The sequence below is a fragment of the Ochrobactrum sp. A-1 genome (assembly GCF_022488005.1).
Taxonomy (GTDB): Bacteria; Pseudomonadota; Alphaproteobacteria; order Rhizobiales; family Rhizobiaceae; genus Brucella.
In genome coordinates this window covers 50446-75697 of the sequence record NZ_JAKVQC010000010.1, presented here as the reverse complement: position 1 = coordinate 75697, position 25252 = coordinate 50446, and the positions used below count along the sequence as shown (strand labels likewise).

Sequence of the window (25252 nt, the reverse complement as noted above, 5' to 3'; positions counted from 1 at the left end):
CGCAGGTTGAGTGATTCCGAGAATGTCCGCCGCAGTCGACACTGAACCGCTGATGATGACCGCGCGGAACGCCTCCACCTGCCTATGCTTCAGCATAATCTTCTCCATCATATAATATTTGCACATAGATCGGCCGCTATAATGCATTTGACCGGCAGTCACCTATCGCATTTATTATACCCTCTAGGAAGAGGCAGCGACGGTCAAAATGGTTTGCGTGAACGTCACATGCGACTGACCGTGTTGTGAGGCGGTGTGTCGTGGCCGGTGCCTTTTCTGTTTGGGAGCAGTCGCAAGGCAACGTACCAATTGGATATTGAACATCCGCCACATGGGTCTGCAACGCGACCAAGAAACCAGCAGCCAGCTATCTCTTTCTAATTGCAACCTCGGGAGGAATACGATGTTGAAGAAACTTTGTGCTTTTGCAGTCGTCATGACAGCAATGTGTGGTGGTGCGTCGGCAGATGATCTCACCGGAACGCTGAAAAAGATCAAGGACACAGGAGTGATCACGGTCGGCTACCGCGACTCGTCCATGCCCTTCTCATATCTCGACGACAAGCAGCAGCCGGTCGGTTATGCTGTTGATATCTGCCTGAAGGTCGTCGACGCCGTCAAAGAGCGGCTCAAGCTTGATAAGCTTGAGGTGCGATTTAACCCCGTTACTCCGGCAACGCGCATCCCGTTGACAGCAAACGGGACCGTTGATCTCGAGTGCGGCTCAACCATCAATACTGCAGAGCGCCAGAAGCAGGTGGCGTTCAGCAATACATACTTTCTGACTGCAAACAGGTTCGTTGCCAAGAAATCGAGCAATCTCAGCTCGATTGCCGACCTCAAAGGCCAGTCAGTCGTGTCGATATCCGGAACGGTCAATATCCAATGGCTGAACGAAGTGAATACGGCGCAGCAACTCGGCATGAACATCATTGCCGCAAACGACCATGCGGAAGCGTTCCTTATGGTCGAAACGGGTCGTGCGGCAGCATTCGTGATAGACGACATTCTGCTGGCCTCGCTCGTTGCCGGGTCGCGCGATCCGTCCGGCTATGCAATCTCGCAGAAGGCATTTTCCAATCCCCTACCCTATGCAATCATGCTCCGTCGCGACGATGCGGAGTTCAAGGAACTCGTAGATGACGCGACCGCCGCGCTCTACAAGAGCCCGGAGATGCTGGATATCTACAACAAGTGGTTCAACCAGGCCATCCCGCCCCGCGGGCTTAACCTGAACGTCCCGCTTGACCCGGCATTGAAGCGCGCGTTCGAGAACCCTTCCGACTCCGCCGACCCGGCCTCCTACCTGCAATAATTCCAACAACTGCCTCATGGCGAAAGAACGTCGCCATGAGGCTTGGAGCGTACGGAGGGCTCTATGAACTATAACTGGAACTGGGGAATTCTCTTCCAGCAATCGCTGGATGGGTCGGGTAGTTACTTGGAAATGCTGTTGCGGGGTCTGCAAGTAACGCTAGTCACCGCAGTAGGTGCATGGCTTCTTGCGCTGTCACTGGGTCTTGTCGTCGGGGTGATGCGGACGATGCCGTCCGGGCCTGCCCAAAGGATTGCGAGCGCATATGTGGAATTGTTTCGCAACATTCCTTTCCTTGTACAGCTTTTCCTTTGGTATTTCGTGTTGCCTGAACTGCTACCGCAAAGCATGGGCAACTGGTTGAAAGCGTTGCCAAATTCGGCGTTCTGGACGACGGTCTTGGGGCTCGGCTTTTATATGTCGGCACGAGTCGCGGAACAGCTCCGTGCGGGCATCAGCTCACTGCCCCGTGGTCAGAAGCTGGCGGGTGCCGCAATCGGGCTTACGACACCGCAAACCTATCGATATGTTCTGCTGCCAATGGCATTTCGGATCATCGTGCCTCCACTGACGTCTGAGTTCCTGAACACGATCAAGAATACGTCGGTGGCACTCACGATCGGACTGGTAGAACTCACTGCCCGCGCCCGAGCCATGCAGGAATTCACCTTTCAGATATTCGAGGCGTTCACCGTCGCGACTGTCCTTTATCTCACTGTCAACATCCTGGTAACGATCGGGATGCGCTACCTTGAACACCGGGTTGCTGTACCTGGCTATACTGCGGGGCGTTAACGATGTTCTATAGTTTTGACTTCGACGTCATCGCCCGTTCTCTTCCCTATCTATTCTGGGATGGCATGCGTTTCACGCTGCTACTGACCGCGCTCGCCACCATCGGGGGGATCGTGCTTGGAACCCTCCTAGCACTCATGCGGCTTAGCTCGATCAAAGCCTTGTCGACACTCGCCGGCGGGTACGTGAACCTGATGCGGTCTCTTCCGCTCGTACTTGTAATTTTCTGGTTCTACTTCCTCGTCCCCTATATTGGGGCCTGGCTCATCGGAGCGAGCCAGCCGATCGCCGTGGGCGCATTTGCGTCGGCACTCATCACGTTCACCCTTTTCGAGGCAGCATACTTCTCAGAAATCATGCGAGCCGGAATCCAGTCGATCCCTCGCGGACAGACCGGCGCCGGGTATGCAATAGGGTTAAACTACTCACAGGTGATGGGCTATATCGTTCTGCCGCAGGCATTCCGCAATATGCTGCCGGTCATGTTGACGCAAACGATCATCCTCTTTCAAGATACATCTCTCGTATATGTCGTTTCGCTGACAGACTTCCTCGGTGCTGCTTCTAAAGTCGCACAGCGCGATGGTCGCCTTGTGGAAATGTATCTCTTCGCGGCGATCATATACTTCGTGATCTCATTCGCCGCCTCCTTCCTGGTCAAGCGCCTCGAAGCGCGCACAGCAATCATACGGTGATCAAATGTCTGCTACGATCCAATCCCAAGTGTCCCCCAACACCTCGCGTCCGCTCGAAGGAGCAGCCATGATCGAACTCAGCCATGTTAGCAAATGGTACGGGCAGTCTTTTCGCGTGCTGACGGATTGTTCGACAAACGTCAACAAGGGCGAAGTTGTCGTGATTTGCGGTCCATCCGGGTCCGGGAAATCAACGCTCATTAAATGCGTTAATGCCTTGGAGCCCATCCAAGAGGGGAGAATTGTTCTCGACGGGGTTGAAGTTACTGACAAGAAGACGAATCTTACGAAGCTTCGCTCCCGGGTGGGTATGGTTTTCCAACATTTCGAACTTTTTCCCCACCTCCGAATTTATGAGAATCTCTGCCTGGGTCAGATGAAGGTACTTGGCCGGCGCCGCGATGAGGCGATGGCAAAGGCTATGAAACTCCTTGATCGAGTTGGGCTGAAGGCGCACGCGGAAAAATTCCCTGGCCAGCTTTCGGGAGGCCAGCAGCAGCGCGTGGCGATTGCGCGTGCGCTTGTCATGGACCCGATTTGCATGCTTTTCGATGAACCCACCTCAGCACTCGATCCTGAGATGATCAACGAAGTGCTCGACGTTATGGTCGAACTCGCGCAGGAAGGGATGACCATGATGGTTGTCACGCACGAAATGGGGTTTGCGAAGAAGGTAGCAGACCGCGTAATTTTTATGGACAAGGGCGAAATTGTCGAAGATGCGACGAAGAGTGACTTTTTCGGCACTCCTCGAAGTGAGCGAGCGCAAATGTTTCTTTCGAAAATACTATCGCACTAATGCATCCGACCGCCCAAACCCTCAATTACCTACATCGTTCATAGTCTTTGTGCCCCATGAATCGACTGTGATTCCTTCTTTCACGTCGATCACGGAGGCGTCAGAGATACGAGGGGAAGCCGACACCAGAGTGCCTGGTAAACGTCCGGTGAGGGTGCTGGGCGATGTACTACGGCAATAGCCGTTGAGCTTCGCGGTTTCGATGAGCGACGAGAGCGACGCCCTTGTCCGCTTCAGCAAACAACCGGTCCTTAGAGCCGAATGCGATTGGCCGGATCGCCTGTTCGGTGGCGCTATTGCCGATCTCGACAGTACTGTAGTTGAAGAAGCGGCACGGGGACGCCCAGCGCGTACTGGCGAATCGGCTCCGCCGTGCTGCTTGAGTGCGGCAGGGAGGCGTCGCCTTAACCGGCTGGTGCGGATCGAGGCAATAGTCTATCGGCATGACTGACGATGCGTCCGCCCGATACAAACGCCACCGCTTTCCAGCCGAGATCATCGCGCATGCGGTATGGCTCTATTACCGGTTCCCGCTGAGCCTGCGCGATATCGAAGACCTGCTTGCCGAGCGCGGCATTGCCGTCTCGTTTCAGACCGTCTCAGAATGGACGACTAAGTTTGGCCTGAAATTCGCCCACCAACTCAAGCGGCGGTCGATCGGCAACTTCGCAGACAAATGGCATCTCGATGAGATGGTCGTATCGATCAAGGGGCTCCGTGGTCATTTCTGCAATAATACACGCTAAGGGCCTTTTGCATGTGACGGGAAACACATGATTTCCGTTCACCGCTGTCGCGTGACAAAGTTGGTCACACAATAGGGCGATTTTTTGCGCGACAAACCCTGTCGGAATGTGAGACTGTGCGGCAACTCCTGATTTGAGGTTTACCGTACATGTTGATCGGTTACATGCGGGTATCGAGTAGTGACGAGCGCCAGTCGGTAGCCTTGCAGCGGGATGCCCTACTCGCGGCCGGGGTCGATGAGCGCCATCTTCATCAGGATCGCGCTTCCGGAGCGCGTGATGATCGACCAGGCCTGAAGGCCTGCCTCGGCGAATTGCGCGAAGGTGATGTCCTGGTCGTCTGGAAGATAGATCGGTTAGGCCGGTCACTCTCCCATTTGATCCGCATCGTCGAGGATTTGAAGAAACGTGGTGTCGCCTTCCGCTCTCTGACGGAGGCGATCGACACCACGAATTCGCACGGCGCGTTCCTGTTCAATCTTTTCGGCTCGCTTGCCGAATATGAGAGAGTGCTGATCACGGAGCGGGTCAATGCCGGCCTGGCCGCCGCTCGCCGACGCGGCCGGAAAGGCGGGAGACCTCCGTCGATCGATGCGGAAAAGGTCGAGCAGGTTCTGGCTGCCTTGGAAGCTGGCGCCAGCAAGGCATCCGTCTGCCGGACGTTCAAGGTGGCACGCTCGACGTTGATCGACACGTTGAAGCGGACAGGATGGACAGGTCCCGGCAAGATCGGCCCCCCGAACTCGTGGTTTGACGAGTGAACGTGGCTGATGGCGTTTCTCGATGCGCAATCGCGTGCCGTTTTATTCGAACCACCCGAAGCTTATGAAGATGCCCAGGCGCGCTATGCCCTGAGTTGCGAGGATATTGCCTTCGCCAGGCAACATCGCCGGTCGCATAATCGGCTTGGCTTCGCGATCCAGGTCGCACTGGTGCGTGATCTGGGCCGTCTGCTGCGGACAGGTGAAGTTCCACCTCAAGCAGTTGTCTCGGTTGTCGCCGAGCAGCTTGGCGTCGATCCTGCGGTGTTCGGGCTATATGCCCAGCGCGAGGAAACGCGCCGGGAGCATGCGCGCGAGATCGTCTCTGCGCTGGAGCTTCAACCTGTCCGGACGAGTGATTATCGTGAATTGATTACGGCGGCGGCACGCGAGGCGGCGGCCACTGAACAAGGTGCGCCGATCGCCAAGGCCGTGATCGAAGCCTTGAAGGAACGAAAGTTGCTCGTTCCTATGCCGGAGCTACTGATCCGTCTGGCACTGGCCGGCCGGGCAGCGGCGCGTCGACAAGCCTATCGCGAATTGATCCGGGATCTGGAGCAGCCCTCGATCGAGGCGCTTGATCAGCTTCTCGCTGAGCGGGCCGGCGATCGGAGCCACCTTGGCTGGATTGCGGAAGCACCTGAAGGGGCGAAGCTGAAGAACCTCAAAGGCTTGATCGCCCGCCTAGAGGTATTGCGCTCGACCGCCATTCCTGACGACCGTCGCAAGACGATCCATGCCAATCGCTACGGCATCATCGCCAGGGATGCACGCATTCTGCATGCCCGCGAGATAAGACGCCTGACATCCGAACGTCGTCACGCCACGCTGGCTGCCTTCGTCATCGAGAGGCAGGCCGCAATTACCGACCTGACGATCGACATATTCTGCAAAATGATTGGCAGCAACCGCCGCAAGGCCGAGATCAGCCGCACGGAACGCCGGCTGAAAGAGGCCGAGGTTCTTGATGGGGTGGCGCTCGATCATCTCAAGCTCGGCGAGGCGCTTTTGGCCGCCCGAGAGGGCAAGACCGATCTTGAATTCGCGATCGCGGCCTCCCTCGGCTGGGACGGATTGATCGCCAGCATGGCGGCAGCCAAGTCTGTTGTCCATCCTGATCGCAGTGACGAATTCGACGAGCTCATTGAACGGCACAAATCGTTGCGCAAGCTGGGCAGACTGATATTCCGCACGTTCTCGTTCCGCTCGTTTCGTGCTGATGATCCGATCCTTGCGGCGGTGGACCATCTGCGCGCTCTCTATGGTGGCCGGAAATTGCCGGCACATTTGCCGCTCGCCTTCCTGACCCGCAAATGGCGACGCCGCGTGCGCCCGAACGGTACCGATATCGACCTGCGCGCCTGGGAAGTGGCGGTACTCGTTCACCTGCGAGACCGTCTGCGGGCCGGTGACATCTGGGTCGAAGGCAGCCGGGCATGGCGCAGTTTCGAAGATTATCTTCTGCCTCGGCCGATCTTCGACCTGATGCGCGCCGAGGGGCGGCTCGGGCTCGCACTCCCAGACAGCTTTGCCGAATGGCGAGCAGAACGGACCGCCACGCTCGATGCGAAGCTGAAACAGCTGGCAAAGGCGGCCGCAGCCAATGCCATTCCGGATGCGGCGATTTCCGACAAGGGGCTGTCGATCTCGCCCATCCGCGAGGAGGAACGCGACAGGATTCTTACGCTCAGCCGCCGACTTTATGTTCTGGTGCCACGGATCAGGATCACCAGCCTGCTTGCCGAGGTGCAAAGCTGGACGAGGTTCCTCGACAGCTTCACGCATTATCGGACCGGTGAGACGGCGAACGACGAGGCGGCGCTGATGGCTGCGATCCTTGCCGACGCCACCAATGCCGGAGCCGAACGGATGGCGGAAAGCTCACGCGGCGTCACGATCCACCAGATGATGCTGATGGTGGACCGGCATCTGCGGTCGGAAACCTATGCCACGGCGACCGCCGTACTGGTTGATGCGCAGCAGGCCCATCCCTTTGCGGCAATCTGGGGTGACGGCCATATCTCGTCCTCCGATGGCCAGTTCTTTCCGGCAGGCGGCCGCGGCGAAGCCAGCCTCGACTACAATGCAAAATATGGCAAACGACCGGGTGCGTCGATCTACGGCTTCCTGTCCAACCGTTTTGCTTCCTTCTTCTCCCGCATGATCCAGGCATCCGAGGGCGAAGCACCCTACGTGCTCGACGGCCTTCTTCACAACGAAAGCTCCGTCGAAATCCATGAGCACGCAACCGATACAGCCGGCGCGACCGAAACGACGTTCTCCATGTTCCATGCCTTCGGCTACAGGCTCATTCCCCGTATCCGAAATCTCGGCAATCGCAGGCTCTTCGTCATCGATCGCTATGCGGCTTACGAACCGCTCGATGCGCTGATCGCGGGATCCGTCAACATGGATGTCGTTGAGCAGCACTGGGATGAAGTGTTGCGGCTGAAGGCATCGATCGCTGCAGGACTGGTCCCGCCTTCCGTGATCCTCAAAAAGCTGGCAGCGTCGCCGCGACAAAACCGGCTGAACCAGGCCCTGCGCGAAATGGGCCGGATCGAGCGCTCGATCTTCATCTGCGACTGGCTGCTCGATACGAAACTGCGCCGTAGATCTCATGCAATCCTCAACAAGGGCGAAAGCCGTCACGCTCTTGCACGCGCCATCTTTCTCCACCAGCTCGGTGAATTGCGCAACCGCGTCGCCGAAACTATGGCTTACCGCGCGTCCGGTCTCAACCTCGTCGTCAATGCCATCATCCTGTGGAACACCGTCTATCTCAGTCGCGCCGTCGACTATATCCGCAGCCAGGGCATCATCATTCCGGACGAGCTGCTTTCCCAGGTCGCCCCCTTGCCATGGGCGCATATCGCGCTGACCGGCGACTACCTCTGGAACGAAATTGACCGACCCCTCGAACGCTTCAGGCCAATCCGAGCTAACCGCTTCAATCCAAACAACTTCAAATTCCCTTAGCGTGTATTATTGTAGAAATGCCCACGGAGCCCCATGCCGCCCTAACGCTCGAAGAAGCGATTTGTCTCAACGCGATAATAGCGGAGCTTGCTTCGCAAGCGTGTTGATCCCCTTCAGGGGGAAAGACCGTGCGGCCGTCTCTCCCCCGCAATGGCGAAAACCGGTCTCCCCATCCTTCCGCGGGCGAGCTCGCCGGCGATGCCGGCGAACTCGCCCTTGTGCAGGACCAGGTGTGCGGATTTTGCGCGTGTCCGCGCGGATCCTCGCCACCTGTCCCTTCGGGTGGGTGATCCCCCTCCGGTTTTCACCATTGCCCCCCTCTCTCGCCGGTCGGATCGCCGACTGCTCGGGAGCAGGAGCGGGGCTCCTGCCCCTTACGGGACAGGAAGACCGCTTCGCGGGAAAAGGGAAATAGGAGATAACATCATGACCGATACCAACAACATCACAGTGCCGCTCAACAAGCTCGACCACGACCCCCGGAACGTGCGCCAGACCTACGAGGCGGCAGAAATCGCGGAAATGGCCGCTTCCATAAAGGCGCGTAATTTCCGGCTGATCCATAACCTTGTCATTCGTCCGGGCGAAAAGAAGGGCCGCTATTTCGTCACCGCTGGCGGTTTGCGTCTGGCTGGCCTCAATCTGCTTGCAGAGCAGGGCGAAATCGGAAAAACCCATGGCGTCGATTGCGGCCTGTGGGATGGCGAAGACGCGACCGAAATCAGCCTTGCCGAGAATTTCGTCAGAAAGGGGATGCATCCCGCCGACGAATTCATGGCCTTCAAGACCTTGGCCGACGAGGGGAAAAGCCCTGCCGAAATTGCAGTACGTTTCGGGACCACGGAGCTAAACGTGAAGCGCCGCATGGCGCTGGCTCGCGTGTCGCCGGTCCTGTTCGATCTCTTCCGCAATGGTGAGATGAGCTATGACGAGCTTGCAGCCTTCACCATCACGGATGACCACGAACGGCAGGAGCAGGTTTGGAATAGCCTCGCCAGTTACAACCGTTATGCCCACACCATCAAGCGCATGCTGGCTTCCGAGGAAATCCCGGCTTCCGACAAGCGTATCCGTTTCATTGGCGGCTTGGATGCCATTGAAGCGGCTGGCGGGACCGTTCGCCGCGATCTGTTCGACGGTGAGAGCGGCGGCTATGCCACCGATTCCGGCCTAGTCGAAAGGCTGGTGCTCGAAAAGCTCGAAACCGAAGCCGAAGGCGTCAAGGCTGAGGGCTGGAAATGGGTTGAAGTTCATTCCGCACAGCCGGACGACATTTACAGCATGAGCCGCGTCTATCCGGAGCCTGTAGATATTAGCGCAGAAGATCAGGAGCGGCTTGATCAGCTTGCCGAGGAATATGACAGCCTTGCCGAATTGATCGAGGCAGGAGACGCCGACGAGGACGCCGAACCGAAGCTTGAAGCCATCGAAAAGGAAATGGACAGCCTCAAGGACCGGCAGGAAGCCTATAAGGCGGAGGATTTGGCGCGCGCCGGGGCGATCGTTTGCCTCGACTACTACGGGCGGGCAACCGTGCATCGTGGCCTTGTCAACGATGAGGATGAACAGCAGGAGCAGGAGGAAGGCCAGCGCAGCGGCGAGAATGAGGGTAGCAGAGAAAGCGAGGCGGTGCCGATCAAGCTGACCCATTCGGCGGCATTGGTCGAGGACCTGACAGCGCAGAAGACCGCTGCCCTTCGCGTGGAACTGGCCGACAATCCCGATATAGCCCTCGCAGCCGTGGTTCATGCCCTGCTTTTGAGCGCGGTCTACCGCTATGCGAGTGAACACACCGCCTTGGAAATCAAGTTGACCTATCAGCCCTTGGAAGGGTCCATGAAGCAGCCCGAAAACAGCAAGGCCGGGATTGCGTTTCAGGAGTTGAAGGAACGCTATGGCGATCATATCCCCGGCAATCCAGCCGATCTATGGGAATGGTGCCTTGATCAGCCTCGCGACCAGTTGCTGGTCTTGCTGGCCTTCGCCGCCTCTCATAGCCTCAATGCCGTGGAAGCAAAATTTCATGGACGCGACAAGGCTCTTGCTCATGCCAACGAAATAGGCCGCGCCCTCAATGTCGATATGCGCAACTGGTTTGAACCGACCGGCGATGCCTATCTTTCCCACCTCAACAAAAAGAGCATCGAGGCTGTGGTTGCCGAGGTGAAAGGGGAAGAAGCCGCGACGGCTATCCGAGCAGCAGGCAAGAAGGCCGAGGCCGTTGCCATTGCCGAGCGGATGGTTGCAAACACCGGCTGGCTTCCCGAACCGGTTCGCATTCCCATGACCGAGGTCGAAGCCGAGCAACAGTTCCCCGAAGCGGCTGAATAAGCCGTTAGCTGGTCGCGCTCCTCTCCGGCGCGTCCAGCTCCCCCAAAAACCCATTAGCGCCCGGCCAGGTATCGAACCTGCCCGGGTGCTTGGCGTTCCGCCAGTTTTCTCATGCCCCTTGTTCGATCCGCGCCGGAGGCGGATCGAACTTCCTCGCCAGCGGGCGAGGGGCGATGCCCCTCGTCCCGATGCTTTCAGCACCGCGCCGGCGCGCAGGCTTGTGCAAGGGCGGCCTTCGGGCCGGGACCGGAGCCACGCGCAGCGGGTAAGGCCCGCGAGCATGGCGAGGACCCACCACTTGCACAAGCCGAGCACTGGTGCATTCAATAACGGCACCACTCCATAGGATCGTGATATCCGCCGTAATAGGTTCGCCCGTGTCCGCTCTTGACCATCAGCGCCGCGACCTCTTCGCCGTCGGCGGTCCGGACAGTCACAAGCACGCGCCCATAGCGGTCATTGCCCCGGCGCTGAAACGTCAGCCCCGGTCTTTGCATGAGCTCCTGGAGCCGCACTGTGGCAGCGTCTGCCATGTTCCGCTCTTTGGCGCAGCGCGCGCCATCGCCAGCTTCAGGAGCGTTCACGCCCTGAAGACGGTATTTGACCCGATCCATCCAGAAAGTATCGCCGTCCACTATGCAGGTGATACGCTTGCCGCGACCGCAAATCGGCCAGTTCGTATCGGCGGCTTGCGCCGACATTTCGCCCGAGGGGAGGGCGAACAGGAGGGATATACTCAACAGCAGTCGCGGCAATCTCATTCAGAGCTTCCTCTTTGCATTTTCGCTTTATAAAGCAGAATCAACTTTATGCCGCGCATGCAAGGGGGAAGATCGACGCGGCTGCGATAAGCAGCCAAAGGCGGGCGGCGCTGAGCGCCGCCCGCTTCCGCGTCAGTCCCAAGGAATGACCGCCATCAGGGTGTCGTCGTCCTGTCCCGGATAGCGGCCGAGGTTCGCATTCAGCTTCGCGAAACCGGTGTTGACCGAAAGAGTGTAGTATTCGCCGCCTCGCTGGTTCTTCTTCTTCCAGATGCCGCCAACTTCGATCGGGCGATTGCGTGGAGACTTGCCGTAGAGGCGGAAGACCGGAGCTTGAAGGTTGTCGCTATGCACGGGCTCGCCGGTCACGTCGATATCGAAGGTGATGGTGGCGATGTTACCTGCGACCTTGTCGCCGTCGATCTTGATGTAATTCACGAGGTCAGTCATCGGTATTACTCCTCTTTTCGGTTGCCGATGCGGAAACACCGGAACGAACACGGGACATGCGTCACCCGTCAGGGCCGCAACATCGTGGAGGACGCCGAAAGGCTGGCGAATTTGCTTCGCGAGGAGCGCCGAAGGCGCGGGGAAATTCGTCAGCGCAGGCGTTGGCGCAGGGCCGTTCGGTCCTAGATTCCGCTCGTCAGGCAAACCGAATGGAGCGGAGTAATTAACGTCATGACGGATCGCGGTACGTACATCACGAACGGCGACCCTTGGAAAGCATAAGTTGTATTGCCGCATCAACTTTGAATATGACCATCCGCAGCCTCATGACAATTAGAAAAAAGCAGGGGCGTCTATTGGGCGTCTGCCTTACGGCACCGCCGCTCTATTCGCCGGTTCTGGCGCACCGGCTCACCGAACCAGTCAGGCCGCGCGCCAGCCTACACAACGGCCAGCACCGTCACGCAAGCGTGCCGATCCCGGCCTGTTCCGGACAGGGCGCGCGGCCAGCCTGTTTCGGCCCATTCGGGTAACGATCGGACTGACGCGGAATATGGTCGCTGGCCAAGGCCGCGAAGCCATTGGGTGCGGCGCGATCGCGCCGCAGGTCCCGATCCCACGCGCTGCGCGCAGCCTCGAAGAAGAAGGGCAGTTTCACCGCATGAGGCCGTCGGGCCAGCGCAATAATGTTCCAATCCTGCCGCGTTGAAACCGGCTACGGCCGGTGGCTTGGAGGGAGCAATGTGCTTCATGCCCCGCTCCTGTGAGCTGCGTTATTCATTGCTGCGTAGACTACCACCCGGCCAGGGGCCAGCAACCTTGTCGGCCAAGAATTTTCCCCGCGCCTTCGGCGCTCCTCGCGCAACAAAATTCATGTCCGCAAAGGTGCTCCGCTGCGCTGCGCCCCTCCGGGTGCAAGCCCCTGTCCGGGCGTTCGCGTAACTCCGCAATAACGCAGATCACAGGAGCTACCACCATGAAGAATTTTATCCAATATCTCCAAGCCACCGGCCGCAGCCTCCGCACTTTCCTCGCGAAGATCGTCAGTAACTTCTTCCGCCGGGGCAGTATCGCCCTGAAAATCGCGGTGAAACTGCCCTTCTTCTTCGAGGCAGACCTGACGTTCAAAACCGAGTGGGATCGGGACCAGCACCGCTAATGCGGTGCAGCCAAGGCCGCTTCGGCGGCCTTGGCCTTTTCCCGTCCTTCGGCCTCGACGATGCGAGCCGCATAGCGGCTCACGCTGTTAATTAGAGGGGGAGAGATCGGCCGCCGGTCTCTCCCCCGCAACAGGGCAAAACCGGTTTCCCCGTCCTTCCGCGGGCGAGCTCGCCGGCGTTGCCGGCGAACTCCCCCTTGTGCAGGACCAGGTGCGCGGATTTTGCGCGTCCCGCGCGGATCCGCGCAACCTGTCCCTACGGGCGGGTGATCCCCCTCCGGTTTTGCCTGTTGCCCCCCTCTCTCCGGTCGGATCGCCGACTGCTCGGGAGCAGGAGCGGGGCTCCTGCCCCTCACCGGGACAGGAAGACCGCTTCGCGGATCAGGAGAGAAAACACCATGCGCAAACAGTCCAAAAGCAGCACCACACAGCCCCGCGCTGACGTTTACGAGCGGATCACCAACCGGATCATTGAACAGCTTGAGCAGGGTACTCGCCCATGGATGCAGCCATGGGGCGCTTGCGGAACGCCGGTCCGCCCGTTGCGGCATAATGGCGTTCCCTATCGCGGTATCAATACCGTGCTTTTGTGGATGGAAGCCAGCGAGCGCGGCTATTCTTCGCCGTTTTGGATGACCTACAAGCAGGCGCAGGAGCTTGGCGGGCAAGTGCGCAAAGGCGAGAAATCGGCCCTTGTCGTCTATGCGAACGCCATCGAGCGCACGGAGACGACAGAAAGCGGCGAGGAGATCGAAAAGCGCATTCCTTTCATGAAAGGATATAGCGTTTTTTGCGCCGATCAGATCGATGACCTGCCAGAGCAGTATTACGCCAAGGCGACCGCGCCAGAAGGATCGGAGAGTAAGGAACGCATTCCGCAAGTGGATGCCTTTTTCGCCAACCTTGGCGCTGACATCCGCGAAGGTGGAAACAAGGCGTATTACCGGATCGATGCTGATTTCATCGGCATGCCGGTTTTTGACGCCTTTGTTTCGGCCGAGGCACATGCGACCACGCTCGGGCACGAATGCATCCACTGGACCCGCCACCCGTCGCGCCTTGCTCGGGATTTTGGCCGCAAGGCATGGGGCGATGAGGGATATTCGCGGGAAGAATTGTGTGCCGAACTTGGGAGCGTTTTTTTAGCCGCCGATCTTGGCCTTGCCATCGATCCCCGCGACGATCATGCCGCCTATATCGCGAGTTGGCTGGCCTTATGCTCACCTCGTCATAACTTCAGTTATCCGCAGCAACCCATAATGCGAAGGAAGGCGGCCAGATTGCCTAAAGTTCGGGGTTTCGGGCCACCTTCCTCCGCATTATTTCAGAGCGTGTCGAGCCAGGCGAGAACGCTCGTATCGCGTTTCCACGAGGGCTGGCGGGTGGGTGTTTCGGGAGCACCGACCTTTTCCAATGCCTTGCGCTTTGTTTCGAGGTTGGCTCTGGCGTAGTGGTTGGTTGTGTCGAGGCTCACATGACCGAGCCAGCTACGGATGACCGTGACGTCGACGCCCGCCGATATGAGATGCACGGCGGTTGCATGCCGGAAGGCGTGGGGCGTCACATGCTTGTCGCGCAGGGTTGGTGAGGTTTCGGCCGCTGCCTTCACATAGGCGGCAAGCTTGAACCGGACCCCCGATGCGCTGAGCGGTTCGCCATAGCGGTTAACGAACAGCCTCTGGTTTGGCGCCCGTGGTTGCCGTTCGAGCAGCTTCTGCAACAATATCACGGTTTCCGGCCAGAGCGGGCAGATGCGTTCTTTTCGACCCTTTCCGGTGAGGCGCACGCAGCTCGGACTGTCGAACCGGACCGCATCGGGGCACAGATCGAGCGCTTCCTGTATTCGCGCGCCGCTGTTGTAGAGGAACGAGAGCAAGGCGTGGTCGCGCATACCTTCGAGTGTCGAACGATCAGGCTGAGCCAGGATAGCCGTCACTTCCGCCGGGTCCAGATAGCAGGGTTCCGACACCGGACCGCGCTTAATCGGGATGTTGAGGATTTCGACGCACTGGGCGATCGATCCGGGATCCTTGGTTGCAACGAAGTTGAAGAAGCTGCGTATCGCTGCAAGCCGGCAGTTTCGCGTGCCGATCTTGCCGCCGCGTTCGTGTTCGGCGTGACCGAGGAACGCAATGACCTCTCCGGCGGTTAGATCCGCCAGCGTGATCATCGCCACCTTCTTGCCTGAGCGCTTTGCGACGAACCGGAGGAAGAGTCGCCAGGCATCGCGATACGACCGGACCGTATGGATGGAGGCATTGCGCTGCTCGACCAGCCACTCGTAGAAGAACGCGCGCATCAGCCACGGGAACTGATTGTTCTTGCTCATGCCCGCACCTCCTGCCCGATATTGAGGCATGGCGCGCCCAGCACGCGGAACCGCTCATTGGCGTGATGCAGCAAGTCCTGCGTGACGGTGATGTAGACCAGGGTCGAGTTGATGTCCCGATGGCCGAGATAGGTCGCAAGGAACGGCAGACGATCCTGCGGATTGATGCCTGCCTCGTACCATTCGAGGATCCGGTTCACGACCATCGAATGCCGCAGATCGTGCAGGCGAGGTCCAGTTCGCCCCCGAGGCGGCTTCAGCCCGGCGCGGCGTATGACGTCAACCAGCAGCCAGGCGACGGCCTGCTTCGTATAGCGGTCACCACGCTGTTCGTGCCAGAACAGGCCGGAGCGCGGATCAAGGAACCCACCGGCGCGGCGTCGCGCTTCCGTATATGATCGAAGTTCTACCATCACACTGTCGGGCAGCGGCAGTATCCTGGTCTTGTAGAACTTGGTTTGGCGGATCGTGATCGTGCCGCCTTGGAAGTCCACGTCACCAAGATCGAGGCGAGCCAGTTCGCTTCGCCGCAGACCGGCGCAATAGGCGAGCAGCAGCATGGTGTAGATGCTCGACGGACGAAGCGGCGATCGAGGTGAAGGGTAAGAGCGGGCGATGTCGAGCATACGCAGCACATCGGACGGTGTGTAAATATGCGGTTTTCGCCAATGTCTGGCCACTTCCTTTTCTGGGCGCGGATCAGGTCGGCGGGGCGGGATCGATGGGTCCTGATGGCGCAGGATTTTCGTGAGGACCCGTCGGAGCTTTTCGCACTCGTTGGGATGATTGCGCGTCGTTTTCGCCGCGGACCAGTGTTCAAGCATCACCTCGAGCGGCTGGTCCTGAAGCTCCGGGTTTAGCTGAAGAAAGCGGTCGAGCCGCCATAGCCGCATCGCTTGCGCAGTGTATTTGTAACCCCGGTTGCGCATCAATGTGACGTGCTCAGCCATCATGTTGCCCAGCACACTGCCGAATGGCCTGGGTCGGTATAGTTCGGCAAGCGCGCGATCCGGATCGCTGGAGGCCAGCGCGCGCCACACCGGCTTGCACTGTTTGATATTGCAAGCCTCACGCAGACTGGCGACGGGATTGCGTTCGATCGCTCCGGTTTCTTCAAGGTGATCGAGGAAACGGTCGATAATCCGGGTGCGGTGCAGCCGTGTCGTCGAGGCCCACCGGCCAGGCGACACATGCAACCATGCCACCAGCATGTCCTTGTCGAGCTTGCCGTGGCGTTCGGCGACATCCTGGAAGATGTTGAGCGCCTGCTTGTAGTAGATGGGGCTCTGCGTGGTGCGCAGGTTGAGGCCTGCAATGTACCGCGCGATCAGCTTGCGATCAGGGTCGGGCCAGTTCGTCATGACCGCACCTCCCGTCCCGGCACGTCGAGCGCGATGGCCCGAAGGTCCTCGGTGGCGAGCTTCAGATAGGGAGCTGTGGACTCCGTAGAGCGATGCCCGAGCAGATCGCCGATCACCTTCTGCGGCACGGCGGCGCGCAGCATTTCGACGGCGCGTGCATGGCGGAAGATATGGGAGCCGCTTTTACCAGCCGGCGTGATCCCGGCAGTCGTAAGCCGCCGCCGCACCATATTGGCCAGCATGCCGAGCTTACGATAAGGCGCGCGTGTTCGGACAAAGATCTCGCGAGCATTTGTGACAGGCCGCCCCGTCTGCAGATAGGCGAGCACGGCCTCACCCACCGGCGCCATCAATGGCAGGAATGAGTTGGCCCGGGTCTTGGTGTGCCTGATGCGGATCACTTCCGCCCGCCAGTCGATATCCTCGATCCGCAGGTTGCAGATTTCGCCCGATCTCAAGCCATAGGTCGCCAGCAATTGCAGGATGGCATGATCCCGCAGGCCCGTCGGCGTCTTATCCTCCCCCGAGGACTGCAAAACCGCCGTGACCTGATCGGGCGTAAGGATCGATGGCACCCCTTCATACGCATAGAGCAAGGGGGCGATGACATGCGGCGATAAATCGATGGCGACGCGCCCTGTTCGATGGAGATAGCGCAGCATCGAGCGAAGGCGCTCCGCCACATCCTTCACAGACCGGCGCGTCTGATGAGGGCTGCGCGTGTCCATGTAACGGTCGATGTCGCTGACGGTCATTGCCATCAGGCTGTCGGGACCGTGCCGATCGAGCTGCCAGACCAGAAAGTTACGGCCCTCCCACATCAGCGCGTCGATGCTGGCCGTAGCAAGGCCTCGTTCTTCGCGCAGCCAGGTCTCGTACTCGTCGCAGATGGCAAAGCGCAGTGCGTCGGCCGCGCAGGTCGCTTTCGGCGGGGACGGCCATTGGCCCTGTGCAAGCCGCAGCAAGGCATGGATTCCGGAGCGCGGGATAGAGTGCCAGTATGGCCCCGGAGATCGACCATGGCGCTTCCGGAACAGCGCTACCGCATGATGCAGGTAATGAACCACCTGCGTCTCGGTCACCTCCACAACATCGATGTTCTGCTGTGCAAGGTATTCGACGAACCCGCGCGCATAGGCGCAGTAGTTGCCGATCACCACCGGGCTGTATCGTTGGTTGGTCAGTACAATTCTGAGCTCGGCGATGAGCTCGTAATCAGCATTCAACATTATTGATTCCTCTGCTTGTCAAAACGACAGCAAAGGTCCGGCACAAAATAATGCTGAGCAAATCCCGCTCGCGGAAGCTGGAACCCCGCGGATTTCCAGCGGTGCGGCCGCCTTCCTTCGCATTATGGGCTGCTGCGGATAACTCAAGGTCCTGAACAACGACAAACGGGCGATTTTTCAGGCGGCATCCCATGCAGAGCGTGCCGTTACCTATCTGCATAGCCTTCAGCCTGACGCGGGCGAGATCACAGCCGAAGTTGACGAGATCGAGGAACGTCGCGCCGCTTGAGCGGCGCGGGAAAGGATGAGCCATGGGCACCATTGGAGAATTGGAACAACAGGCAGGCATAGGACCGGCGCGCGAGGAACGCGCCGCCTTCTGGATGCAATTCCGGCATCTCGAAGGGAGAGCCTGCCTTGAGGCCGGAGTTGCGGAACTGCACCGGATTATTGCGGAAAAGGCGGAGCTTGCTCGCCATGCCATGAAGGAGGACGGCCTATGACTGATTTGGAGACCCTGAATTCTTTCGTGCCGGGATGGAGCGAAATCCCGAACGGGATGATGACGAACCCACATGACGCAGGCGGCATTATCGATTGCACTTTCGTAACCGGCGAATGGTTTGTGATCTTCAATGATGATCGCCCTATGCGGGACGGTTTCGCCACGCGGAAAGATGCCATCGCAGCCTTTATCGAGGCTGCCCGTCCTCAAGTCCGATAGAGGCCGAAGGCTGACATGAAGAATTCATTTCAGTGGAAGCGCTGGAATCTTGGTTACACAAAGGAGGTCATGGACCGCGATCCTGACAGCCCTTTGACGCAGGCGCTTTTATCGTGCTGGCCGCCGCGTATCCAACGGGCGCTAGTGGCCCGGTTCAAATCGCGGGCACAGGAGTTTGTCCCGGATCGACCGGACCAAACCCCTCGAAAGAGGGGGGGCAAGCCGCCCCTCCCTCAAACACCCTCCCATGGGAAGGAGGGACGGTTCCCTCCTCCTCCTTCCCAAACCCTTCCACCTCTCCCTGGCAGTGGGTAACGATGCGGGCAGATTCGCCAGTACCGAGAGAATCAGTCATTGATGATCAGTGCCGGAAGTGTTCGTAAAGCCGGCCACGATGATGCGATTGCGCTTGTGCGACAATGCGATCCCACAGGCTTTGGGTTTAGGAAAAACCCTTACGACGCAAGCGCTTGTCAAGTTGTGACCGGTTCGCTTGAAAGCTGTAGCTCGGAAAATTTCCCGAATCATTTTGCTTTATCAAGCAAATCGGTTAGCGTTTGCGGCTGACGCGATTGCGAGTCGTGTGATTTGGAACGAGGAGAAACCCTAACCCGGAAAAAGTAAACCCCGACGCAGCAAGCTACATCGGGGGGAAAGAATGATCTTAGAAGCGATTGCCGTCGCTCCGAGAGACCCATCTCAAAAACTCAAGTCTCAATCTAAGGCTCCTTTCCCTCACTGTCAATATCGAGCGCAGCTTTTGCGAACGGGTGAGCTTTGCCCGGATTTCAGAAAGGAATCCGATGCAGACCATCGCCAGTTTCAGAAGGGTGACGCCTGGCATTCTTGCCAGCGCTGCCCTTGCCATGAGGGAAGACAACCGCCCCGCGACCAAGGCGCAGGTTGCGAGCGCGCTAAAGAAATGCGCCGGTCGCCTTGGCATAAAAGGCTATCCCTACCAGATCCTCGACACGCTTCTTGCTATCTCCCCGGCAGAGGACTGGACAGAGGGCAAGCGTCCCGTCGTTGCCATATCAAATGCCCGTTTGGCCTATGATCTTGGCGTCTGCGAGAAAACCGTCACCCGCGCCATTCGTTCGCTCGTGGAGGCGGGCATTGTCGCTTATCGCGACAGCCCGACCGGTCGCCGCTATGTAAATCGGGAAGGCGGGGGCAGCTTCGGCCTTGATTTCTCGCCCGCCAGAGCGCGGCTCGCGGAACTCGAAGAACTGGCGAGCGCTCATGTTGATGAGTGGCGATCGATGCGCGAGACGACACGGCAAAGCCAAGGTGTCGCCCGGCAGATCGTCGATGCGCTCGAACAGCTTCGCCGTGATGGTCATGAGACGCAGGGTTTCGAGGAGAAGTTCAATGCGCTCGTAGTCGATTTTCACCAACAGAGGGCAAATCCTGACTACCTTGCGCAGCTCGTGGACCTCCTGAAGGACGCACTTGCACTGTATGAGCCGTCCGAGCAACCTTCGGGGTCATCGCCACAGAATGATGATTCTGCCGATCAAAGCCGTAAAGAGTCCCCCGCGCAGGACAATTCTGTCCCCCCATATACAACTACAACCCCCACGACATTAGTAAGAAGAGAACGGCATCGCGCTAACGCACGATCGATTCAGTTTAGTTCTGAGATCGGCTCCGCCGATCAATGGGCTCTCGAAAAAGAGCCTGTGCGAGCGGAACCGTCTGCGCAAGACCGGGAACGTAGTGATGATGATCCTGCAACCACCCTTGATCTGCTACGGCTAGCTTGCCGCCAGCTTCAGGCCGAATATGGCATCAGTTTCTCGTCCTGGCGCGATTTGGAGGGGCAGGCCGACACAATCCGGGCGCTCATACAAATACCGCGCGAAACATGGGTCGCGGGCGTACAGGTCGCCGGCCGGATGAACGCGGCCGCGGCGCTCGCGATCGTGGCTGAGAAGCTGGTGCGGTCCGCCGCGCTGAAGCCGGGCGCGGCCGAGATCGCGAAGCCGGCGCGCTACTTCCTGTCAATGCTGTACCGCTCGCCGAAGGGTGAATTGCACCTCGCGCCGACACTGCGGGCCTTGGCGAAATCTGCCATGAACTAGGGCGCTCGAATTGTTGAAGGCGAAAGGGAAGCCCCCGCCGAAGCAGGCCGGGGGGACGGCGCGAATACCGATGATGGTCATTGGCATCGAGGTCCTGCCGGCAAGATGTAGGGAGCTGTGCACGCTTTGCAAAGCGGCGCTGACAGTTTGAGGTGAAGGACCAAGCTACCGGCCTGGTTCATGTTCCAGATTGCCGACTGTCATTTCGATAGACGGGCGCGAAAGCTGTGTAGCGTAGCTGGCGGCACGGAGCAGGAAGTTTCGTGCGCGCGACGCCTAGGCCATTGATGTCAATGTCGTCGGGACGAACACTGTGAAGCCGTGCCGGTCAAAATGCCGGTTTCGGCTATGGAATGAAATGGGACGAGAGCAAAGACATAGCGATCAAATCCCTTTGCATGGCAGCGTTGTCGATCGAATAGGCCACTAGGACCGTCCGCCCGGCCAGCAACAGCATAACCGAACGATTTTCCCCGCGCCTGCGGCGCTTCCTCGCGAGTCAAAATCGCCCGCCAATGCCGTCCTCCGCTGCGCTGCGGCCCTTCGGGTGCAGCCCGGTCTTTGTGCGGTCCTTTCTCGTGTCCATCGACAACGCAAGCAAAGGAGATCGCGCAATGTCTGACCTCGTAAACTTCATCCAGATCGACGCCGAAACCGACACGCTGACCGGCAACCTCGCAACGCTGACCTTCGACATCGACATCACCGGCGAGCCGGTTGAGAGCACGAACCCTCAGGCTCCGGTCTACCGGCTTTACGCGAAGTCCCCGCGCAACCGCCGGATCGAGATCGGCGGCATCTGGAAAAAGAAGAACCAGAGGGGCGGCGAATACTATACGCTCACCGTCAACACCGGCTTTGCAAAGCTGAACGCGAACCTGGGCCGCTATCCGGGGCAGGATGACGAAAGCCTGATGGCGGTCATCCCCTGGGATTGATCCACCCGGCCCCCGCTTCGGCGGGGGCTTCCCTTTCGCCTTCCCTGAGACGGAGAGTTCAATGACTGATTCCCAAACCCACCTGTTTCGTGTGGAGCTCGAACGCCCAAATGGCGCCCTGGATTGCTATCCGTGTGTATCGCTCGATACGCTGCCCGAGCTGATCGTTCCGCTCATCTCGAGCGCTGATGAACCCGCCGGCACCATTGTCCGCGTCTACGACTATCAACGCTGGACGCCCGACAGTGAAAGCGGGCTCATACGTGCCCTGTCTCTCCTCGAATAGGACTTGCCCCTTGTTCGATCCGCGCCGGAGGCGGATCGAACTTTCTCGCCAACGGGCGAGGGGCGATGCCCCTCGTCCCGATAGGTCAGGATGGCACCGAACCGCCCGATCCGGTCAAACTCGGTCGCTTGCGACCGGAACCGGAGCCACGCGCAGCGGCGAGCCCGCGAGCATGGCGAGGCTCTGCAATTTGACCGGATCGAGGATCGGTGCATTTCAACAAGGAAATAGTCGCCGGCGAAGCCGGCCTTCCATGCAGTAAGGGTTTTTCCAGCCCGGAGGGCCGAAGCCTGCTTTCGAGGGAAAGCAGGCGTAGCAGGCGGAGGCCTGAGCGCGCCCCCAATGGCGCCGTAGAGAAGGCCGGAGCCTGTGGGAAAACCCTGCGGCCGAAGGCCGCCGTAAAACGCTGTCCCAAAACTGACGTTTTTGATATGTTGTTTTTGTTACGGGTTTTCTCGCCATGTCCGGATAGGACTCGCATCAATCGACACGACGACGCCGGCGGGCAAGATGGTTTTCGGGATCTTCGCCGCTCTGGCTGAGTATGAACGCGAACTGACAATAGAACGTACTGTGGCGGGCCTCTCTGCTGCGCGAGCGCGCGGGAGAGTAGGAGGGAGACCGCCGAAAATGACAAAGGCGAAGTTACGTTTGGCTATGGCTGCGATGAGCCAGCCGGGAACGAAGGTCGGGGAACTATGCCGGGAATTAGGCATTACCCGATCGACCCTTTATCGGCATGTCGGGCCAGACGGCACCTTGCGGACCGAGGGGAAAAAGCTCCTGCCAAGCTAGTCGTATTTGACATTGAAAATGTCGCAGGATTCATTGTGAAATGATTCTGCTGGATGGAGCAAAACATTGACTCCATTAAGGGAGATGATAACGGTTAGGACGTTCTCTTGTATAAAAGTACACCAATAAGCGCACCAAATAAAATCGAACGTGGGAACGACAGACGGGCGGAACAGATGAAGGGCATCTCAAAGGTAATAACGTTTGACGGCCCACCTGAACCAGAGAAAATAAAACCGGGTGAAGCCGGCGTGAATCTCTCTTGGTTGACAGAACTCGCGGATAACCCTCCTCCAAAAAACAGGCATTGGTCTAAGATGCTTCGGGAGTTGGTGTTAAATCCGCGAGCGGATGGGACAACTCCGACAAATGACGAGTTGGCGGCTAAACTCGAAGTCTTTCGAGATACAGTGATGCGCGCCAAAAAGCGTTGGCAAAAGATCGGCGTGATCTATCGCGTCAATTACAACGGCGTTTATGCTTACAATCCCAAAATGCTTGTCGCGAAAGACAAGGACGGGAATGTCATAAAGCACGTGTCGATTGATGTGCGGGCGGCGTCCGATATGGAGGCCTACCACTAGGGCAACTAGCGGTACTTCTCAAAAAGATCGACCTGTTCGGGCTTGTCTCCGGCCTCCTCAGAATGTGCCGGAGCACTCGCATTTTTGCGTGCGGCCGCGGCCGCCGCTTTGAAGGCTTCTTCAAGCGGCAAGTCCTCTTGTTCGGTATCTTCGGTCGAAGGCAGCGCACCTCGTGGCGGCGGTGAGTTCTTACCAAGAACCGCCTTCACATAGACGTCGATATCGGCGTCACTGGTGAAGGTGCCGGTTGGTTTAAAGGTGTAGGTCCACTCGGCCGGAACGTTCGACGGGCGATGATCCTTTGCGTCTTCAGGGAAGGGGAATTTGACCTGATAGACGTTCTTGCCGATCCCGGTAACGAAGGCGGTCACACCTTTATCATCGACGCCCAATTCCGTGCTGAATTCCGATCGTTCGATAGGGCTGGCGCGATGCGTCTCCTTCAGCCATTTCGTCGTGCCATCGGTCATCATGTCCCGGCGATATTCATAGAATGTCGTCTCGCCCAGGTCACGTTCCATGCGTTCTGCTGTGGGTCCAAAGTTGATGCGAGTTATGACCTTTGTGCCAACAGACGCTATGAGGACGTCGAGGACTTCCTGTCCGTAGTTTTTGGCGATCTGTGACAGGTCTTGCAGACCAAGTACGGCGCAGACCCCCTTGGACCGACCGAGAGTAACGAAGCGCTCGAAATCCTGAATTTCCGGAAGCTGCCCCCATTCATCGAGAAAGAACCAAATGCGGCGCAGGTCATGATCTGAAAGCAGGTTGCTGTCCGTGACGGTTGAGACAGCAACAGCGTATAGCGCGGAAATCCAGCCGTCGGAGAGTTCGGCATACCGGCCGGAGTGTTGGACAATAACCGTTCTCTGATCGGTCTTGTTGACCAACCATTCACGTAACCGGAAGCGCTGCCTTCCCTCATAGGTGGGCCATGCTGTCGCCAGCATTTCGAGCAGACGCATGTTCGTTTCGAGCTGGCCGAGCGTGGACATGACCTGCTTGTAATCTGCGGTCAAGAAGATGTCGGCTCCGCGCTGATACTTGAGCATGATCCGGAGCAGTTTTTCCTGATCCTGACGCGTTTCATTGAGCAGATCGAGCCATGTCCATTCCTTCGGTTTTTCCGCCATCAGCTTGATAGCGCAGCCGGCGAGGACAGCGCGAGCGCTCTGCGTAAAAAACGGATGTCCGTCATCGGGAATGATACGTTGCGCCAATTCAACAGCGTCCTGTGACACGATCAAATCGGCCGCAATATCCCAAACCGCCGAACGGTCATCCTGTGGCGCCAGAAGAAGCGGAGGAACCTCTTTTCCGTCACGAACCGATGGAGGTGTTATGCGGGTATAGTCACCCTTCTCATCGAAGATGATAGCTTTGTCCCCGCGTTCGACAACGGAGCCGATCATGCGACGAAAAGTTACCGTCTTGCCACCCCCGGGAGCGCCAAGGATGAATGTGTGATTTGTCTCGCGAGGGAGCGTGTAATGCCATCCATTGAACATATGGATTCCGCGAGTCTTCGGATAGCGATTGTGCTTCTGCTCGTAACGAGCAGCACGCAACAAAGCGTCCATTCCCTCTACGACCATTCCCGAGATAATGACGCGTTGCCGAACCACGAGCCACTTCTGATAAATGAATACTCCGAGGAGGGCGAGAGCGACTATAAGAGGCGCAATAACGACTACCTGGTTGCGAATAGCTGAACCGGCGAGGGGGCTTCCAATCGCTTCAAGATGGGATCGGCAAGCGCCCCATTTCCATATCGTCAGGCAATCCCATGCCTGCGAAAAAGAGAGCTGGACGAAATGACCATTCGCCGTAGGCCATGATGGGTTCACGAAGCGGAAGTACCACAAGAGCGGCGTCATGACCGCCGCCACAATAGCGGCGATAACGAGAACTCCAACAGCAGGTTCAGGCGGTTTCCGTATCATTTCTCAAAAGCCTTCCTGCCCTTTTCAATCATCGCAGTGCGAAGCTTCTCGTTATCCTTTTGCTCAAAAGCCGTCAGCAGCACACCGAGGATGAAAGCGGGGTTTTCATTGCGAAGACCCGCCTTCACGACGAGGCCGCCAAGCATGATTTTCTCATGCGCATCCTTCTGTCGATTTGCCGCCATCCT

The 25252-nt window shown here is 58.4% G+C and carries 26 protein-coding genes and 3 pseudogenes; 19 read left to right on the top strand and 10 right to left on the bottom strand.

Annotation, left to right across the window (positions count from 1 at the left end; genetic code table 11):
• On the bottom strand, positions 1 to 96 hold a 96-nt coding region (locus MKS82_RS29465), incomplete at its 3' end, for a LysR family transcriptional regulator (RefSeq protein ID WP_240579702.1).
• 340 nt (positions 97 to 436) lie between these two features.
• Between MKS82_RS29465 and MKS82_RS29460 the strand changes: the two genes are divergently transcribed.
• The 4 genes from MKS82_RS29460 (at position 437) to MKS82_RS29445 (ending at position 3604) form a co-directional block, all read left to right on the top strand.
• Complete coding sequence (locus MKS82_RS29460; protein ID WP_240579701.1) at positions 437 to 1315, top strand: amino acid ABC transporter substrate-binding protein; 879 nt, start codon at positions 437 to 439, stop codon at positions 1313 to 1315.
• Between the two features lie 63 nt (positions 1316 to 1378).
• Positions 1379 to 2110: an amino acid ABC transporter permease gene (locus tag MKS82_RS29455; protein WP_240579699.1), complete on the top strand. Its 732-nt coding sequence runs from the start codon at positions 1379 to 1381 to the stop codon at positions 2108 to 2110.
• A gap of 2 nt (positions 2111 to 2112) precedes the next feature.
• A complete protein-coding gene (locus tag MKS82_RS29450; RefSeq protein WP_240579698.1) occupies positions 2113 to 2805 on the top strand; it encodes an amino acid ABC transporter permease in 693 nt (230 codons plus the stop codon).
• Between the two features lie 67 nt (positions 2806 to 2872).
• Positions 2873 to 3604, top strand: a complete 732-nt coding sequence (locus tag MKS82_RS29445; protein WP_041544187.1) for an amino acid ABC transporter ATP-binding protein — start codon at positions 2873 to 2875, stop codon at positions 3602 to 3604.
• A 169-nt stretch (positions 3605 to 3773) separates the two neighbouring features.
• Here the strand turns inward: MKS82_RS29445 and MKS82_RS29440 are convergent, their stop codons facing one another.
• Positions 3774 to 4049 carry an IS66 family transposase gene (locus tag MKS82_RS29440; protein ID WP_164615135.1) on the bottom strand — a complete coding sequence of 92 codons (276 nt, stop codon included), beginning with the start codon at positions 4047 to 4049 and terminating at the stop codon, positions 3774 to 3776.
• On the opposite strand from MKS82_RS29440, the pseudogene MKS82_RS29435 reads away from it, so the two are divergent.
• The 4 genes and pseudogenes from MKS82_RS29435 to MKS82_RS29420 form a co-directional block, all read left to right on the top strand.
• Positions 4048 to 4317, top strand: a pseudogene (locus tag MKS82_RS29435) (IS6 family transposase); the annotation flags it as partial. The gene MKS82_RS29440 and the pseudogene MKS82_RS29435 sit on opposite strands and share 2 nt — an antisense overlap.
• A gap of 182 nt (positions 4318 to 4499) precedes the next feature.
• Positions 4500 to 5111, top strand: coding sequence for a recombinase family protein (locus tag MKS82_RS29430; protein ID WP_160788233.1), 612 nt, complete (start codon positions 4500 to 4502; stop codon positions 5109 to 5111).
• 9 nt (positions 5112 to 5120) lie between these two features.
• Entirely contained in the window at positions 5121 to 8090 is a 2970-nt protein-coding gene (locus MKS82_RS29425; RefSeq protein WP_035228724.1) for a Tn3 family transposase, read from the top strand.
• Positions 8091 to 8516: 426 nt separating this feature from the next.
• Positions 8517 to 10421, top strand: a complete 1905-nt coding sequence (locus MKS82_RS29420; RefSeq protein WP_240579697.1) for a ParB/RepB/Spo0J family partition protein — start codon at positions 8517 to 8519, stop codon at positions 10419 to 10421.
• A gap of 323 nt (positions 10422 to 10744) precedes the next feature.
• Here the strand turns inward: MKS82_RS29420 and MKS82_RS29415 are convergent, their stop codons facing one another.
• On the bottom strand, positions 10745 to 11182 hold the full coding sequence (locus MKS82_RS29415; protein ID WP_240579696.1) for a thermonuclease family protein: 438 nt from the start codon (positions 11180 to 11182) through the stop codon (positions 10745 to 10747).
• A gap of 132 nt (positions 11183 to 11314) precedes the next feature.
• Positions 11315 to 11632 (bottom strand): DUF736 family protein, encoded by a 318-nt coding sequence (locus MKS82_RS29410; protein WP_113439530.1) that lies wholly within the window; start codon positions 11630 to 11632, stop codon positions 11315 to 11317.
• A gap of 356 nt (positions 11633 to 11988) precedes the next feature.
• Here MKS82_RS29410 and MKS82_RS29405 point away from each other — a divergent pair, with 356 nt between their 5' ends.
• The 4 genes and pseudogenes from MKS82_RS29405 to MKS82_RS29390 form a co-directional block, all read left to right on the top strand.
• Positions 11989 to 12165 carry a hypothetical protein gene (locus tag MKS82_RS29405; RefSeq protein WP_226622916.1) on the top strand — a complete coding sequence of 59 codons (177 nt, stop codon included), beginning with the start codon at positions 11989 to 11991 and terminating at the stop codon, positions 12163 to 12165.
• 20 nt (positions 12166 to 12185) lie between these two features.
• Positions 12186 to 12341 (top strand): hypothetical protein, encoded by a 156-nt coding sequence (locus MKS82_RS29400; protein ID WP_240579695.1) that lies wholly within the window; start codon positions 12186 to 12188, stop codon positions 12339 to 12341.
• A 267-nt stretch (positions 12342 to 12608) separates the two neighbouring features.
• On the top strand, positions 12609 to 12791 hold the full coding sequence (locus MKS82_RS29395; protein WP_240579694.1) for a hypothetical protein: 183 nt from the start codon (positions 12609 to 12611) through the stop codon (positions 12789 to 12791).
• A gap of 398 nt (positions 12792 to 13189) precedes the next feature.
• Positions 13190 to 13996: pseudogene (locus tag MKS82_RS29390) on the top strand (ArdC family protein); the annotation flags it as partial.
• A 119-nt stretch (positions 13997 to 14115) separates the two neighbouring features.
• Here the strand turns inward: MKS82_RS29390 and MKS82_RS29385 are convergent.
• The 4 genes from MKS82_RS29385 to MKS82_RS29370 are packed head-to-tail and all read right to left on the bottom strand — an operon-like array spanning position 14116 to position 17930.
• A complete protein-coding gene (locus MKS82_RS29385) occupies positions 14116 to 15120 on the bottom strand; it encodes a site-specific integrase (protein ID WP_125302977.1) in 1005 nt (334 codons plus the stop codon).
• On the bottom strand, positions 15117 to 16481 hold the full coding sequence (locus MKS82_RS29380) for a tyrosine-type recombinase/integrase (protein ID WP_125302979.1): 1365 nt from the start codon (positions 16479 to 16481) through the stop codon (positions 15117 to 15119). The genes MKS82_RS29385 and MKS82_RS29380 overlap by 4 nt, the downstream gene beginning before the upstream one ends.
• Complete coding sequence (locus tag MKS82_RS29375; RefSeq protein ID WP_125302982.1) at positions 16478 to 17710, bottom strand: site-specific integrase; 1233 nt, start codon at positions 17708 to 17710, stop codon at positions 16478 to 16480. Before MKS82_RS29375 ends, MKS82_RS29380 begins: the two co-directional genes overlap by 4 nt.
• Positions 17697 to 17930: a hypothetical protein gene (locus tag MKS82_RS29370; protein WP_240579693.1), complete on the bottom strand. Its 234-nt coding sequence runs from the start codon at positions 17928 to 17930 to the stop codon at positions 17697 to 17699. Before MKS82_RS29370 ends, MKS82_RS29375 begins: the two co-directional genes overlap by 14 nt.
• A gap of 91 nt (positions 17931 to 18021) precedes the next feature.
• Here MKS82_RS29370 and MKS82_RS29365 point away from each other — a divergent pair, with 91 nt between their 5' ends.
• The 7 genes and pseudogenes from MKS82_RS29365 (at position 18022) to MKS82_RS29335 (ending at position 23121) form a co-directional block, all read left to right on the top strand.
• A complete protein-coding gene (locus MKS82_RS29365) occupies positions 18022 to 18213 on the top strand; it encodes a hypothetical protein (protein ID WP_100560281.1) in 192 nt (63 codons plus the stop codon).
• Positions 18210 to 18434 carry a hypothetical protein gene (locus MKS82_RS29360; protein ID WP_100560283.1) on the top strand — a complete coding sequence of 75 codons (225 nt, stop codon included), beginning with the start codon at positions 18210 to 18212 and terminating at the stop codon, positions 18432 to 18434. Before MKS82_RS29365 ends, MKS82_RS29360 begins: the two co-directional genes overlap by 4 nt.
• Before the next feature lie 803 nt (positions 18435 to 19237).
• Positions 19238 to 20518: a plasmid replication protein RepC gene (gene repC / locus MKS82_RS29355; RefSeq protein WP_100560285.1), complete on the top strand. Its 1281-nt coding sequence runs from the start codon at positions 19238 to 19240 to the stop codon at positions 20516 to 20518.
• Between the two features lie 614 nt (positions 20519 to 21132).
• Positions 21133 to 21456, top strand: coding sequence for a DUF736 domain-containing protein (locus tag MKS82_RS29350; protein WP_100560382.1), 324 nt, complete (start codon positions 21133 to 21135; stop codon positions 21454 to 21456).
• Between the two features lie 61 nt (positions 21457 to 21517).
• Positions 21518 to 21742 (top strand): hypothetical protein, encoded by a 225-nt coding sequence (locus MKS82_RS29345; protein ID WP_100560287.1) that lies wholly within the window; start codon positions 21518 to 21520, stop codon positions 21740 to 21742.
• A gap of 477 nt (positions 21743 to 22219) precedes the next feature.
• Positions 22220 to 22537: pseudogene (locus tag MKS82_RS29340) on the top strand (recombinase family protein); the annotation flags it as partial.
• Between the two features lie 176 nt (positions 22538 to 22713).
• Positions 22714 to 23121: a hypothetical protein gene (locus tag MKS82_RS29335; RefSeq protein WP_100560291.1), complete on the top strand. Its 408-nt coding sequence runs from the start codon at positions 22714 to 22716 to the stop codon at positions 23119 to 23121.
• A gap of 5 nt (positions 23122 to 23126) precedes the next feature.
• Here the strand turns inward: MKS82_RS29335 and MKS82_RS29330 are convergent, their stop codons facing one another.
• Both MKS82_RS29330 and MKS82_RS29325 read right to left on the bottom strand, forming a co-directional pair.
• Positions 23127 to 25064 (bottom strand): type IV secretion system DNA-binding domain-containing protein, encoded by a 1938-nt coding sequence (locus MKS82_RS29330; RefSeq protein ID WP_240579692.1) that lies wholly within the window; start codon positions 25062 to 25064, stop codon positions 23127 to 23129.
• Positions 25061 to 25249 (bottom strand): conjugal transfer protein TraD, encoded by a 189-nt coding sequence (locus MKS82_RS29325; RefSeq protein WP_240579691.1) that lies wholly within the window; start codon positions 25247 to 25249, stop codon positions 25061 to 25063. Before MKS82_RS29325 ends, MKS82_RS29330 begins: the two co-directional genes overlap by 4 nt.
• Between the last annotated feature and the right edge of the window lie 3 nt (positions 25250 to 25252).